The organism is Haloarcula sp. K1 (assembly GCF_001647155.1).
GTDB classification, from domain to species: Archaea; Halobacteriota; Halobacteria; order Halobacteriales; family Haloarculaceae; genus Haloarcula; species Haloarcula hispanica.
In genome coordinates this window covers 201,117-216,169 of sequence record NZ_LRHL01000003.1, presented here as the reverse complement: position 1 = coordinate 216,169, position 15,053 = coordinate 201,117, and the positions used below count along the sequence as shown (strand labels likewise).

The 15,053-nt window shown below is 58.2% G+C and carries 9 protein-coding genes and 5 pseudogenes; 9 read left to right on the top strand and 5 right to left on the bottom strand.

The window, feature by feature from the left end; all coding sequences use genetic code 11:
• Positions 1 to 41 precede the first annotated feature (41 nt).
• A complete protein-coding gene (locus AV929_RS01745; RefSeq protein WP_064287208.1) occupies positions 42 to 2,786 on the bottom strand; it encodes an HAD-IC family P-type ATPase in 2,745 nt (914 codons plus the stop codon).
• Between the two features lie 97 nt (positions 2,787 to 2,883).
• Between AV929_RS01745 and AV929_RS22895 the strand changes: the two genes are divergently transcribed.
• Complete coding sequence (locus AV929_RS22895) at positions 2,884 to 3,210, top strand: CPBP family intramembrane glutamic endopeptidase (protein ID WP_080510013.1); 327 nt, start codon at positions 2,884 to 2,886, stop codon at positions 3,208 to 3,210.
• 307 nt (positions 3,211 to 3,517) lie between these two features.
• Here AV929_RS22895 and AV929_RS22525 read toward each other — a convergent pair.
• Positions 3,518 to 3,986: pseudogene (locus AV929_RS22525) on the bottom strand (hypothetical protein); the annotation flags it as partial.
• A 110-nt stretch (positions 3,987 to 4,096) separates the two neighbouring features.
• Between AV929_RS22525 and AV929_RS22890 the strand changes: the two are divergent.
• Both AV929_RS22890 and AV929_RS01740 read left to right on the top strand, forming a co-directional pair.
• Positions 4,097 to 4,628 (top strand): annotated as a pseudogene (locus AV929_RS22890) (hypothetical protein).
• A 156-nt stretch (positions 4,629 to 4,784) separates the two neighbouring features.
• Positions 4,785 to 5,463 (top strand): annotated as a pseudogene (locus tag AV929_RS01740) (IS6 family transposase).
• 95 nt (positions 5,464 to 5,558) lie between these two features.
• Here AV929_RS01740 and AV929_RS21145 read toward each other — a convergent pair.
• Positions 5,559 to 5,744, bottom strand: a pseudogene (locus AV929_RS21145) (hypothetical protein); the annotation flags it as partial.
• Positions 5,745 to 5,915: 171 nt separating this feature from the next.
• Between AV929_RS21145 and AV929_RS01735 the strand changes: the two are divergent.
• The gene (locus AV929_RS01735) at positions 5,916 to 6,743 is read left to right on the top strand and encodes a sulfite exporter TauE/SafE family protein (protein ID WP_044952693.1); all 828 of its coding nucleotides are present in this window, start codon (positions 5,916 to 5,918) and stop codon (positions 6,741 to 6,743) included.
• Position 6,744: 1 nt separating this feature from the next.
• Positions 6,745 to 9,180 (top strand): heavy metal translocating P-type ATPase, encoded by a 2,436-nt coding sequence (locus tag AV929_RS01730; RefSeq protein WP_064287207.1) that lies wholly within the window; start codon positions 6,745 to 6,747, stop codon positions 9,178 to 9,180.
• 129 nt (positions 9,181 to 9,309) lie between these two features.
• Here AV929_RS01730 and AV929_RS01725 read toward each other — a convergent pair whose 3' ends face one another.
• Both AV929_RS01725 and AV929_RS01720 read right to left on the bottom strand, forming a co-directional pair.
• A complete protein-coding gene (locus tag AV929_RS01725) occupies positions 9,310 to 10,308 on the bottom strand; it encodes a cytochrome d ubiquinol oxidase subunit II (RefSeq protein WP_064287206.1) in 999 nt (332 codons plus the stop codon).
• Positions 10,301 to 11,749: a cytochrome ubiquinol oxidase subunit I gene (locus AV929_RS01720; protein ID WP_064287205.1), complete on the bottom strand. Its 1,449-nt coding sequence runs from the start codon at positions 11,747 to 11,749 to the stop codon at positions 10,301 to 10,303. The genes AV929_RS01725 and AV929_RS01720 overlap by 8 nt, the downstream gene beginning before the upstream one ends.
• 381 nt (positions 11,750 to 12,130) lie before the next feature.
• Here AV929_RS01720 and AV929_RS01715 point away from each other — a divergent pair.
• From AV929_RS01715 to AV929_RS01700, 4 genes and pseudogenes are all read left to right on the top strand, one after another.
• Positions 12,131 to 12,325 (top strand): annotated as a pseudogene (locus AV929_RS01715) (IS6 family transposase); the annotation flags it as partial.
• Between the two features lie 103 nt (positions 12,326 to 12,428).
• Positions 12,429 to 13,271, top strand: coding sequence for a phosphoenolpyruvate hydrolase family protein (locus tag AV929_RS01710; RefSeq protein ID WP_064287204.1), 843 nt, complete (start codon positions 12,429 to 12,431; stop codon positions 13,269 to 13,271).
• Entirely contained in the window at positions 13,264 to 13,689 is a 426-nt protein-coding gene (locus AV929_RS01705) for a cupin domain-containing protein (RefSeq protein ID WP_014030968.1), read from the top strand. The genes AV929_RS01710 and AV929_RS01705 overlap by 8 nt, the downstream gene beginning before the upstream one ends.
• 2 nt (positions 13,690 to 13,691) lie before the next feature.
• Complete coding sequence (locus tag AV929_RS01700) at positions 13,692 to 14,918, top strand: Tm-1-like ATP-binding domain-containing protein (RefSeq protein WP_064287203.1); 1,227 nt, start codon at positions 13,692 to 13,694, stop codon at positions 14,916 to 14,918.
• The last annotated feature ends 135 nt before the right edge of the window (positions 14,919 to 15,053 follow it).

Below are 15,053 nucleotides of genomic sequence, written 5' to 3'. Positions count from 1 at the left end.
GTGGCGGAGAGCGCGACTGAGGGTCTGCCAGATTTCCCGCTCTACGCCTCCTTCTCGCGAGTTTGCGAAGAGGTCTGTGACGCTCTCTCCGAGCGCTTAGGGTACCGCATCTTCCAGCTCAGTTTGTGCAGCTCGATAGCGACGGCGATGGTCAGGGCAATCCCACCGAGAACGAGCCACTGTTCCAGACTGACAGGTGCGGTTCCAAGGACTGCCTGAGCGGGCGGAAAGTACATCGCTCCGAGGTGGATCAAGAACGCAGTAATCGTCCCGGTAAGCAAGATGGGGCTCTGCAACGGTGATAGACGGAACAGAGAGGCCGTCTCGGAGCGGGCATTGCCGATATTGACCATTTGGAACAGGACGACCAGCAGGAGCAGGTGATTGCGGACAGCCGCCTCCGAAAGCCCCTGCTCCAGTAACCAAATGAACGTCCCGAACCCGATCACACCGATCACCATCGCGGCGACGAGTGTCCGTTCGATCATGATTTGATTGAAGATTCGCTCGTCAGGAGAGCGTGGTGGCCGATTCAACACGTCTCCTTCCTTGGGTTCGAATGCCAGGGCGACGTCCTGAATCCCGTTCGTGACGAGGTTCAACCAGAGAATCTGGACGGGCACCAGCGGGAGTGGTAGTCCGGCCGCTAAGCTCAACAGGACGAGTGTAACTTCTCCAGCGCCGGTGGAGATGAGCAGGAAAATGATCTTGCGGATGTTGTCGAACGCGATCCGGCCCTGTTCGATGCCCGCGACTATCGTCGCAAAGTTGTCGTCGCTGATCACGAGTTCGGCCGCATCCCGGGCCACGTCGGTCCCCATCTGTCCCATAGCGAGACCGATATTCGCCTGCCGAAGCGCCGGTGCGTCGTTGACACCGTCACCCGTGACGGCGACGTAGTGTCCCATACCCCGGGCAGCTTCGACGATTCTGAGTTTTTGATCGGGCGAGACGCGTGCAAACACCCGCGTCGTTTCTATGATTTCCACAAGCTGTTCTTGGGAGGCGTCCATGAGCTCGGTTCCGGTGGTGACCTCCTCCGGAGACTCGGCCAGTCCGAGGGCACGGGCGATAGCAAGGGCCGTCTCTCGATGATCTCCCGTAATCATTGTGACAGTGATGCCAGCCTGCTGTGCTGACGTAATCGCCTCCTCGACACCGGATCGGAGCGGGTCGATCATCCCGATAAACCCGAGAAACGTCAACCCGGTCGGTTCTGACGGGGGCTGGCCGAGATCCTCGGTAGTCTCCAGCGTTCCTTCGGCGACGGCAAGCACGCGATATCCCTCGTGAGCCATCTCGGTCGCCTGCTGTTGCAGTTCTTGCCGCGAAAAGTCGCCCTCGCTTGCATCCGAACACATCTCCAGAACGCGCTCGGGCGCACCCTTGACGAATACCTGTTCCTGGTCACGGGTTTCATGAAATGTCGCCGCATAGCGCTGTTCGGGTTCGAAAGGGATCTCGTCAATCTGTGGGTTCGCGTCGAGCGCCGCCTCGCGGGACCACCCCAGCTTGTGACCGAACGCGAGAAGCGCGATGTCGGTCGGGTCACCGCGCCACGTCCACTCGTCGTCGCGTCGGGACAGGTGCCCTTCGTTACAGAGCACAGATGCGCGGGCGAGACGAGACAACTCGTTTGCGAGATGAGGCTCCGGAGGGTGCCCGTCTCTGAGGACACTCCCTTCCGGGGCATACCCCTCGCCTGTCACCTCAAACGTCCTTCCATCGGGGAGTTGAGCCTGTTTGACCGTCAATTCGTTTGCAGTCAGCGTTCCCGTCTTATCCGACGCAATCATCGTACAACTTCCCAGTCCTTCCACAGCCACTAGACGACGGACGATGACGCCTACCTTTGCCATTCTCCGGCTGGCGACGCCTAGCGCGACAGTGATTCCCACGGGGAGCCCTTCAGGGATCGCCGACACGGCTAACGCAACGGCGAACAGGAACATTTCGACGGCGTCGTACTGCTGGACGAAGATTCCGAGGAGGGCGGTGATTGCCGCGGCGGCGAGTACGACGAGGCCGACAATGCGGGTAAATCGCTCCATACGCGTCACGAGGGGAGGCTGTCCGCCCTCAACGGCCGTGACGTCCTCGGCCAATCGGCCGACAACCGTATCGGCACCGGTTTCGACGACGACACCGCGCCCCCGCCCACGGTTGACCACCGTTCCCGCGTAGGCCATATTGCGCCGATCTCCGAGTGAGGCCCGGTCGTCGCCTGCCCACTCTTCGTCTTTCAGGACGGGGGCTGATTCGCCGGTGAGTGGCGACTCGTCGATCTCTAGACCATGTGTAGAAACGAGTCGAATGTCCGCAGGAACACGGTACCCAGATTCTAGAAGCACGATATCACCAGGGACGACCTCTTCTCCATCGATGTCGCGTGTCTCACCATCTCGAATGACCGTCGCCCGGGTCCTGATGAGTTGCTGCAGTGCCTGACTGCTGCGTTCTGCACGCCATTCTTGGATACCGCCGACGAGCGCGTTGATCAACAGCACCAGGGCGATGAATCCAGCGTCAGTCTCCTCACCGATGGCAAACGAGACAATTGCCGCGGTGGCGAGAATGTAGATAAGTGGGTTTTTGAACTGACGGAGGAAGATTTGCCACACGGTGACCGGCTTTGTCTTCGGCAGGCGATTTGAGCCGTGTTCAGAGCGCCGGCTTTCAGCGTCCTCGGTTGAGAGACCATCTGAATCGGCGTCAAGGGCGTCGTATATCTGACTTAGCCCCCGTGAATACCAGGATTCGGTGTTCGTCGAAGCGGAGACAACCATTAGTTACGGGGTGTACACCGGGGGACGACTTAGTGGTCAGTGTCGAGTACAGAAGCAGGGTGTCGTTTAACCAGAGGGGCGATTCAGGGCGGGATCCGTGTTGAGAACGATAGGCTGCTACATCTGGTACCACAGGCGATTCGTCACGTTCGTCGCCGTGGGCGTCTACGAGGAGCTCCTATTTCGGGGATATCTCATCACCAACATCACAGAGGAACGTACGTGGTTCGAGCGGGTTCGGGGTACGGCTGCGGTCGGACTTGCCACGCTGTTTACGTCGGTCGTCTTCGGGGTGGCACATGCCGGGAACCCGAACGCAACGCTGGCAAGAAGCGTTCCCCCTCGTGGAAAGGAAAGAGGACGACATTATCAAACCGCTCATCAACTTCAAATAGTCCGCTGCCTCGTTTCTGACGTACTCTGAGGAAATACTATCTTTTTCCATAACGAAATAGAGTGAGGGCACCGTCGGGCAAGTATAAGTCTTTCAGGAGTGATAACTCAATAACGATGCCCGATCCGCCGACTATAGTAACAATTGAAACGATGTACACACTGATCGCACTGCCGTCGTGCGATCAGGTGTGCATTGATTTTCAATGGCTACTATAGCATGTTGGTAGTGTTCGGGCTGATAACCGTCCTGTGGTGCTGTTCGTAACCGAGCCGATACCACCGACATCACCGCAATCGGGATCGTGGCTGCACCTGTCACGTTCAGTGGAGATATGAATCTGTTCGTATTCGCAGCGACCAGCGCGTTCGGTCGCGTACCACACGGACACACCTGAGGGTTACTAACCAGTGCAGTTGCTCAAAGCTATCAGCAATCTTCCGGAAAGAGCGGCGGTGATCGTTCCGATAAAGTGCTGCTTGGGAGAGTACGCTCACCGCGAACTACCACTCATTTGGGGCAGTCAGGGTGTGTCGCAACGGTTTCTGTCCCACAAGAGTTGCACTGGTAGCAGTGGCGGTTGTCCTGGGTGACTTCTGGGGGCTCCAGATCAGGGATCACCTTGACGAATCGGTGAGCATCAGCCCCCGACTGTTGCTTACTGGACGATGTATTCGGGTTCTCGTATTTCCAAAGGCGTGTTTCTATTTCTTCTATCCGCTCGTATTTCTGGTTAAATTGGTCTTGTAATTGCCGATATTCTTGTACTTTTGCTTGCTTTCCTTCTCAAATCTTTCGATTTGCAGCTCAAACTGAAGCAACCGAGAGTACAAGCCGATTCGTGAGCGATACAATGGCGCTTTCTCTGTCCTGTGGACACTGCTCGCGAGCAGTCAACACTTGCACGGAGGTCTCAGTGACCGAAATCCAGCCCAAGGCAACGGCTGAGTACTGTCGGTTCTGTGGAGACAGGACAGCCGATATCTCCGGCGAGGCGTACACGTATGTCCGGTTGCCCGACGAAGTGGGGCGAGAAGACGGCGTGTTCTGGTTCACGATTTGCCGGGAGTGTACGCTTCAGGACCGCGACAACGTCGAGCAGGCCGCCTTCGCTCTTCCACGAGGCAGATCGAGACCATCTCGTCACCTGCGATGTCTGCGGGGCTGTTGGCTGCCAGTCTGCCAGTACTCGCCAGCCAGCAGCGGAGACGTATCGGCTCGCGAGCGTTATTTCTTAGTCGGTCACAATCAACGGCTTCGACGGGGCAACGCACTCTTGTAGTGAGTGCAGTCCTATCATCACGCTCGACTGTGTGAAACGCCCTGACCGGACATACGACGATGAAGTGCCGCGTCTCGTCGAGCCCCCTTTTGATGCAGTTGCGAAGACAGCAGGCGCTGCTCCGGCAGACAGTACACAGGTCGAGATCGGCGGGTGGATTGGGTAGCCGGCGGTAGTTCCACGAAACTGGTGGGTCTGCTCCGCTACTGAGCAGTACAGGGGAGCTACGAATCGTTTGATAGAGAAATCCAAATAACACCCCCAAAGGCACTGTCTAGTTGAGCGAGTTTGAGAAGCGAGGAGGTCGTAGCGAGAAGTGTCCATGCAACTCGCAGACCTCCTCAGAGGAACGTTAGATGAGGACAGCCAAGACGTTTGGGAGAATGAGCGCACCCCGCACCCGTCCGCCGGTTTGGGGTGCGTCTCCATACTGCGGGGCTGTCGATCAGGAAGACGGTCGCTATCTGGGACTTGCTGGGTGTCGATCGCTCTCACGGGGCGGTCTGGAATTGGGTGCATACACTGGCTGAAGCACAGAGCGACCCCCGACGGCGGAGCCGTCGCGGGTCGCGGTCGATGAGAAACAAATCGAGATCGATGGGGAGAAAAAGTGGTTGTACGCCGCTGTCGACACTGAACCAAAGTTACTTCTCGAAGTTGACGTGTTCAGCCGCTGCGGGACTGACCCCGCGGCGGCGTTCCTGCACCGGCTCACTCAGAAACACGATGTTGCCGAGACAGTGTTTCTCGTTGATGCTGGCGGCTATCTGACTGCCCTCTCGCGTCACGATTTGAGCGGTCGGCTCGACTATCGAATCCGGAACCACTTCGAAAAGTGGTTCCAGACTGTGACCGTGCGAATCGACCGCTTTCACTCCTTCTGGAGGGACAGTCAATCCAGCGCGAAACAGTGGCTACGACGCTTCAGACACCACTACAACCACGAACGACCCAACCAAGAACTCGACGGACGAACGCCAGCTGAGGTCGTCCAGAACTAGACAGTGCCCTTCTGGGTAGTTCGCATCCAGATTGAACAGTTATTCCAGCCAAGATTCCCTTGAATCTCATTTCGTATGCATTGAGACTGCAAGTCTCAACTACTGACAAACTTCCGTGGTTGAGACGGTCCGTTGCGTGACGACTCACCTGCTTGGGCGTCGATATACTCCTCGATGAACTCGCTGGACACGTCGCCCGCAATTGAGGCGAGGTGCGAGCGCGTCTACAGCGACGGCAATCCGAAGTCGAACTCATCACGGAGGTGGCGGGAGGAGTGGCCAAGTTGTCGGCTTCATCCCACGACTGAAGTCGTGGGTTTTCGCCTCACAATCACTGTAATTCCACGTTCTTGGATGTAGTTCTTAACGATCGAAGCCACGGCCTGAACCGAAACCCACTACACACGACGATTGGTACACCCTAATCTATGCTGGCCTTGCCAGCCTTGGATATGATATCAGCAGTTCTAGTACAGCTGAGTGAGATCAGCATCACAAGTGGCTACGGACTGGTCGTGTTTTTCATGATTGGCCTTTTCGGAGGTGCACACTGTCTTGGAATGTGCGGCCCGCTCGTTGCAACCTATGCCGAGCGTATGGAAACCCAGGACCGGTGGGCGAGCGCACTCACACTCTATGAGGTGCGTCAGCACACACTGTTCAACCTCGGCCGGACGGTGAGCTACGCCATCATCGGATGCGTCTTCGGAGCTGCCGGCGCGCTACTGTACGGAACCATCGGGCTCGCTGGATTTCTCCGGCCAGCTCAGGGTGTCGTCGGAATCTGCATTGGCGTAGCAATTATGGTTATGGGACTCACCCGGTTAGCCGGCTACCAACAAGGAGCCGTTGAAGGAGTTGTTGCCGGTACTGGGTTCGGCTCACTATTCGCGCGAACCTACACAGTCATTTCAAGACGGGTCGACCGCTGGGTCAACGGTATCGGCATTATCGGCCTCGGCGCGCTTCATGGGTTGTTGCCGTGTATGCTTCTCTATCCGGCATTCCTGTACGCGTTTGCCCAGGGCTCACCCGTATATGGCCTCCTCTCGCTCGGTGCGCTCGGGGTCGGGACGATCCCCAGTGTGTTTCTCTACGGAACGGTTATCCAATCAGTGAGCACCCGCCAGCGGCAGGTAGTCCATTACGGACTCGGTGTATTGTTCGTTGGGCTCGGATACATACTGGTAGCGATGGGACTTATGCGGTTTGGCGTCATGCTTCCGTTACCAGATATCCCGTACTATCAACCGATCGCCGAATCGGAGGCGGTTGCGTAATATGTCCACCTGTACACTCTGTGACCTCCCCGTCAAAGACCCGATTACCAACGATGACATTGACGGCGAGTTCTGCTGTCGAGGCTGTTTAGAGGTCGCACAGTTAGTTGACGACGGTGAGGATGTCGACCTTTCGATTGCGGCCGTCCGTGACCGTGTCGAGGCCGAGGAGACCAGGCCCGATGGCCCCGAGGGTGCCGAAACAGCCTACCTCTCGATTGACGGGATGCACTGTCAGACTTGCGAGGGATTCATTGAACTCCTTGCCGAAGAGGAGGAAGGCGTTCACGAGGCGCGTGCGAGTTACGCGACTGAAATGGCACAGGTGGTGTACGATCCTGACTGCATCGATCGAAACGCGATCGCTGCGGCACTCAGTCGACTGGGCTACCAAGCTCACGGTCCTGACGAAGAGAACGACTCACTACGTTCACGCGTCGAGTTCGGCAAATACCGTGCGGTGCTCGCGGCAGTTCTGATGATGCCTGTGTTGGTTCTCTACGTCCTGTTCATATACCCAGTGTATCTCGGCATCTATCCCGAGAGTTTCCTCTATGGGAGCACTGTCGAGGCGATGGTGTTCTGGCCACTAATTGTCTGGAGCACACTCATACTCGTCGGACTTGGATACCCGGTCTTCCGTGGGGCCTACGTGAGCCTGAGAGTCGGTCGCCCGAACATGGACGTGTTGATAGCTATCGCGGTACTTGCAGCGTATCTCTACTCGCTGGCAACCTACCTCACGGGCGGGCGTGACCCGTACTTCGACGTCGCAGTGATGGTGCTCGCGATCGTCACTATCGGCAATCATCTGGAGTCACAGGTCAAACACGCTGCACTCGGTAACCGTGCCGACCTCACGGATTCACGCGTCGATGAGGCCCGCCGACTCGACGACGACAGTGAGACCAGTGAAACCATCGAAATTGCGAAGTGTGAGCCTGGCGACCGGCTGTTAGTCAAACCCGGCGAGCGGATCCCGGTCGACGGCCAGATCGTCGACGGGACTGCCGCGATTGATGAGGCACTTATCACGGGTGAATCTCTCCCGCAACGAAAATCGGTCGGGGACAGTGTCCTCGGCGGGTCGATCCTTACTGACAATGCGATTATCGTTGAAGTTGGTCCCGAAAAAACTAGCACGATGGAGCGCCTCGTCGAACTCCTCTGGAACGTCAAGAGTTCTGCCACGGGTGTGCAACATATTGTCAACCGCTTTGCGGTACTGTTCGTTCCATTCGTACTCGGACTTGCCGCGCTGACCGCCACCGGCTGGTTCGTCCTTGGTAACGACCCGAACACAGCTATAATGGCCGGGGTCGCCGTGCTAGTAGTCTCGTGCCCATGCTCGCTCGGCATCGCTACTCCGCTCGCTCTCGCAGCGGCCACCCGCGATGCCACCGACAATCGCATGCTCATTCTCAACGAGACAGTGCTTGAACGGATCGACGACTCTTCGGTCGTCGTATTCGACAAGACTGGGACGCTCACCACTGGGGAGATGGAGCTTGTGGACGTCGTTGGCGACGATCCCGACGAAGTGCTCGCGATGGCGGCCGCCGTCGAACGTCGGTCAAGCCACCCAATCGCCGCTGCCATTGACGAGGCTGCCCCGCCGACCACGCGATCGGTGTCGAGTTTCGAGAGCGCCGACCGTACCGTGTCAGCACTTGTCGACGATACTCGCGTCGTTTTGGGCCACCCGGGCTCATTCGATACTGACGAGTGGACAATCCCCACGGAAATCGAGGCAGCTGTCACGGACGCTTACGAGTCGGGTACTCATCCAACGGCGGTTGCTTGGGAGGGGGCCGTCAAAGGAGTCGTTACAGTCCAAGATACGCCCCGTGAGAGTTGGGAACGCGTGGTTTCCGAGACCGCGGCCGCGGATCGGGATATCGTCGTGCTGACTGGCGACGACGAGCGGATGACTGAGACGTTTGCAAACCATCCCGCAGTTGATCACGTCTTCGCAGGCGTGCGCCCCGAGTCGAAGGAAGTGATCGTCCAGGGACTCCGCGAGCGCGGGACGACGACAATGATCGGCGACGGAACGAACGACGCGCCCGCACTCGCTAGCGCCGACCTCGGGATCGCAGTCTCGAGCGGCACCGATCTGGCGATCGAGGCGGCCGATGCGGTAGTGCTTGACGACCGTCTCGACGCCGTTCCAGAGGTCTTCGAGTTGGCGAGTGAAACTCGAGGCCGGATCAAACAGAACCTCGTCTGGGCGGCCGGCTACAACGCGATTGCACTCCCATTGGCGATAACCGGTGTGATCACACCGTTGATCGCCGCCGTTATGATGGCGATCAGTAGCCTCATTGTCGTCTTTAACTCGAAACGTCGACTCCTTCCGGCGGACGGAGATTATTTGGCTGAGCCCGACTCTGGCGAACGCACCGAACAACTCGACGCTCCAGTCCAGTCGGACTGAGCGCTCGAACGCCAGGTATTGCCCCTGACACTCCGGCTGAAACTATTGCCGAATCTAGAAGCGGCGTGAGGTCAGAAGCAAGCCCAGAGGAGACTCACCTTGCTTACTGTAGCGGCGGTCTCGGCTTGGTCAAGGACCATAGGATTCGTCGACAACGGGTCCGCTGAAGACGCCATAGAGGAACTTGAAATACCAGAGCACGAGCAGTAGCACCGGCAGCCCCATCACGGTGACAAGGTTGAGCGCGAGTGGTGAGACGACGGCCTCTCGGACGGTCAGTCCGGTCGCAGGGTAGATAACTGGGTACAGCAGAAGCGCAACGAGGAGGCTCAACAGCGCGGGAAGAGTTAGCGCACTCACGAGCCATCGCCGATACTGCTCGCGGCGAGCGAAGCCTATCCCAGCCAGGCCTGAGAGGGCAGAGAGAGCGACTACCACAGCAATCGGGACAGAGAGAACGGCGTCAGCTGTGCCGCCGGCGTCTGTCACGACGACAGTCGTCAGAAGGATGGCGACACCACCGAGATATGATACCGTTCCGGCGATACCGTACCTGCGCAGGTCGGCGGCAAGGGAGGAGCCAGTCTTGGCCGAGATGAAAGCCGCGCCCGTGACGACTGATACCGTGGTCAGTCCGACACCTGTCAAGAGCGCCGGCACCGACAGCGTCGGAACATCGAAGATCCAGCGCCCGGCGAGGACGCCAAACAGCAGTGGTGCGAGCGTGCTGCCCCCGACGAAAGAAGCGTCACACATCCGTTGCCACCGATCGTCCTCGCATTGCTCGCGCAGTTCCGGTGCTATGCCCCGGAACAACAGCGCGAGAACAAACCCGATAACGAGCAGATAGTTGTCAGCGAGCAACCGAGAGTACACGCTCGGGAACGCGGCTAACAACATTGTTCCGAAGGCGACCAGCCACACCTCGTTGGCGTCCCAGACCGGCCCAAACACCGACAGGAGTGTCTCCCTGTCGTCTTCGTCGCTCCGAGTGGCGTACAGCATACCGATGCCGAAGTCGAATCCGTCGAGAACCACGTATATTGCCAGCGCGAACATGACGACGCCAAACCACACCTCTGGGAGCGCGTCAAGGAGGTAGCGATCCACGGAGAGCAACTCAGTCATCGCCACCCACCCACGGAATGCGTCCGTGTCCGGTTTCCTGCGACGGGGCAAGAACGCCGAGGTCCTGCAGTTCCTCTCTCACGAGCCACCGTAAGACGAGGAGAGCCGCGGCAATTAGCCCAACATACACGATGAGAAACACTGCCAGCGTCGCCATCGCTTCCCCGGCGGTCAGCGACTGCGAGACTGCATCACTGGTCTTCAATTCGCCCTGAATGACCCACGGCTGCCGACCGATCTCTGTGACGTACCAACCGGTGAGCAAGGCGGCGTACCCCAGTGGCGTCGCGGCCATCATCGCCTTCAGGAATCGGTCGCTGTCGGCGAGTTTGTCTCTGTATGTGAGGGACCCTCCCCACATTGCGAGACCGATGAAAAGGAAGCCGAGTCCGACCATAAACCGGAACGACCAGAACACCAGCGCCACCGGGGGGTTGTGTTCGTACTCGTTCAACCCGAGTACCTCAGCGTCAGGGTCACCGCCGGTGGCGAGGTAGGAACCGAGGCCAGGTAGACTGACGGTGTAGAGGTTTTCCGCGTGTGGGTCGGTCAGCGCACTGAGATCTTTCGGAAACGCGAGTAGGTGAAGGTCGGCCTGTCCAGTCTCGTAGTGGGCCTCCATAGCGGCGAACTTCTGGGGCTGGGTGTCCGCGACGTGGCGACCGTAGGCATCACCGTGAACGGCCTGCAGTGGTGCTGTAACCAGCAATAACAGGACCGCGATCTTTAGAGAGGCTTGCCAGGCCGTCGAGTCGTGGGTCTTCCAGACCAAGTACGCCGAGACACCACCGACCAGCAATGCGACAGAGATGACGGAGGCGTTGACCATGTGGACGTACATCCACGGGAGTCGCGGCGTGAGAAAGGCAACTACCGGGTCGGTCAGCCTGGCGACCCGCATTCCGTTCTGGGTTATCATATCATAGCCTTGAGGTGTCTGCATCCAGGCGTTGACCACTAGAATCCAGAACGCCGACAGCCATGCACCGATCCCGACCAGCACCGACGAGAGGACATACGTTCGGTCGCTCACCCGCTCACGTCCGAAAAGCAAGATGCCGAGGAAGACGGCTTCGAGGAAAAACGCCATCTTCGCCTCAAAGGCCAGCGGACCACCGATCAATTCGCCAGCGATTGTCGCAAACCGCGGGAAGTTTGTCCCAAACTGGAAGCTCATGGGGATGCCTGTTACCGTACCCATCACGAAGCCGACTGCGAAGACCGTCACCCAGAAAGAGCGCAACCGACTGAACCGTTCATCGTCGGTCCAGACGTCTTTCCAGGTGAAATAGATGATGAACGGTGCCAGCCCGACCGAGAGCGCGGCAAAGAGGATGTGAACAGTAATCGTCCAGCCAAATTGTGCACGACTCGCGAGTTCTGGGGAGAGGAAAATCAGCCATTCCGCGTTGACAGCACTGTACGTTTCGAGTGGGAGCACACCATGATCTATCCTCTCGACAGTAATACCGGACTAGCATGGTTTTCACTTTCGAGTACCGTACTACAGTGTTTGATGTTATCGGAGTCGTAGTTCTTTAGCAGTCGGAACCGCGGGTTAGTGGCACACATCGAAATATCGCCGGTAACAGGATTGAAACTATAGTAGCCATTGAAAATCAATACACACCTGATCGCACTGCCGTCGTGCGATCAGGTGTGTAACTCGTTTCAATCGTTACTATAGCTGTACTGATCGATCAACTACTGTCGCGCCTCCACTTCCGTAGCGAAATAGCTGTCTGTGATATTTTTATGGACAGCGGAGTCCGTCGTGTTTAGTTGAGCGTGAAAAGTGATGCAGACTGATTTCTTGGTACCTATGCCAGAAATCAGCCGCCTCAGTGGGCATAGAGACTGGATTGAGTTGGGTTTTGAGGAACGCGAGCGGACACCCGAGTCGGCGATGGCGTTGGGCATTCAATCGCACGTTGTGGCATTGTCACTGTCGAATACCATCGAAGTACTCGAAGATCTGGGTGTCCAACGCAGTCGCAGAGCCATCCACGATTGGGTTTGACGATGGTTTCTATGCCCAGAAGTAATATTATGTGTCGTGGTAACTCCTCGTAATCATCAAAAAATTAATTACTATATTATGAAATGGTTCTATCTGACGTATGGAATTCACACGGCAGGAGTCCCTTGATCGACTTCAGGAAACAGTATCGGGCGGCGATCCGATCATCGGCGCAGGTGCAGGGACCGGTATCTCGGCGAAGTTCGCCGAGCGCGGTGGCGTCGATCTACTGATCATCTACAATTCCGGTCGCTATCGGATGAACGGTCGGGGGTCGCTGGCTGGCCTCCTTCCTTACGGTGACGCCAACGAGATCGTCGTCGAGATGGGCCACGAAGTGCTTCCAGTCGTCGAGGACACGCCAGTTCTCGCCGGCGTCAACGGGACCGACCCGTTCCGACAGATGGATGTGTTCATCGAGAGCCTGAAACGACGTGGGTTCTCGGGCGTCCAGAACTTCCCGACGGTGGGTCTCATCGACGAGGACAGCGGGTTCAGACAGAATCTCGAGGAAACGGGGATGGGCTACGACAAGGAAGTCGACATGATCCAAGAAGCGGCCGAGCAAGGAATGCTCACCTGCCCATACGTCTTCAGCGAGGAGCAGGCTCGCGAGATGGCCGAGGCCGGAGCGGACGTGGTTGTCTCACATATGGGACTGACTACATCTGGGGATATTGGTGCCGAGACGGCACTAGATCTCGATGCCGCAGCCGAGCGCGTTCAAGCTCATCACGACGCCGCAAAAGAGGTAAACGAGGACGTACTGGTGATCTGTCACGGCGGCCCGATCGCATGGCCCGACGATGCCCAGTACGTACTGGAACACACCGAGGGTGTCGTCGGATTCTTCGGTGCGTCGAGCATCGAACGCCTCCCAACTGAGGAGGCAATCGAAGCACAGGCCCGCGAATTCAAGGAGATTAGTCTCGAAGATGACTGATAGCGAATACTTCATCACTCCTGATGACGTCGAAAGTCAGCTCTTCGATTGGGGCGTCCTGAAGTGGCTGAGCACGCCTGACGTGACGGGTGGCGAGCGCTTCAGCGCTGGCGTCGTCAAACTCGAACCCGGAAAGGGCCATGAGCGCCACTCGCACCCTGACAGCGACGAGATCCTCTTCGTCATCCAGGGCGAGGGTGAACAAGAGGTCGCCGATCAGACACGCGATATCTCGGCCGGCGAGATGGTGTTCGTTCCTGAAGGCGTCGAACACGGAACCGTCAACACCAGCTGGGAACCGTTGTTACTGCTCGCGGTCTACGCACCACCGGGTCCTGAAGAGGTACTCCGGGATCTTCCTGAGTGTGAGATCGTCCCGCCGGGCGAACTGCCGACACCCGAGAACGTGGAGGAGTGAGTATGGTCGTCACAATCGTTGGGACCCTCGATACGAAAGGCGAAGAGATAGGTTTCGCTCGAGATGTCCTTCGCGCGCAAGGCGTTGACGTACACATCATCGACACGGGCGTGGTGGACGACCCGGAAATCGATCCGGACACTGCTGCGAGTGCAGTCGCCGAAGCGGGCGGCACCACGCTGGGGCACCTCCGGGACGATGCCGACCGCGGTGAGGCGATCGAAGCGATGGGCAAGGGCGCAGCGGCGATCGTCCAGCAGCTACACGATGCTGGCGACCTCGACGGTGTGCTCGGACTCGGCGGCTCGGGCAACACCTCGATCGCGACCACGGCGATGCGGGCGCTGCCGGTTGGTGTCCCGAAAGTGATGGTCTCGACGATGGCCTCCGGCGACATTGAACCGTATGTCGGTGCCACTGACGTGATGATGTTGTATTCGGTGGCTGATATTGAGGGACTCAACCAACTCTCCCGGAGGGTGATTGCTAATGCTGCCCTCGCGATGGTCGGGATGGTCACGCACCAGCCAGACATCGAAGTTGAAGACCGCCCCACTATCGGGATCTCGATGTTCGGTGTCACCACACAGTGCGTCCAGACGGCTCGGGAGTATCTCGAAGAACGAGGCTACGAGACGATCATCTTCCATGCGACTGGGACCGGTGGGAAGGCGATGGAGGACCTCGCGAGACAAGGCGTCATCGACGGTGTGTTGGACGTGACGACGACGGAGTGGGCCGACGAGCTTGTAGGGGGTGTGCTGGCTGCTGGCCCCGACAGGCTGGACGCCGCCGCGGAGACGGGCACGCCACAGGTCGTCTCGACGGGCGCGCTGGACATGGTCAACTTCGGGCCACGAGACTCCGTCCCAGAGGAGTTCGAGGGGCGGGACTTCCACATCCACAACCCACAGGTAACGCTGATGCGGACAACGGCCGAGGAGAACGCTGAACTGGGCGAGGTCATCGCGAAGAAGCTCTCGGCAGCGAACGGACCAACTGCCCTATACATTCCACTTGGAGGTGTTTCGATGCTCGACGTCGAGGGAGAGGATTTCCATGATCCCGACGCCGACACAGCCCTGTTCGAGGCACTCAAAACAAATCTGGCTGAATCGGTCGAATTGGTCGAGATGGAGACCGACATCAATGACGAAACGTTCGCCCGGGCACTGGCCGAACAGCTTGACGCGTATATGCGGGCGGTAGATCTCGCTCCGGAGGGGTGATTACTGCTTCGTAGGAATCTCCGACACCGGACTGGTACGCCTGCTCCCAGCGTTGGTCACCGTCGGACCGTCAGTCATCGCGCACCGCTGCGAGCAGTCACGTCGGATTCGAGGAGAGACATACCGATACGGGGG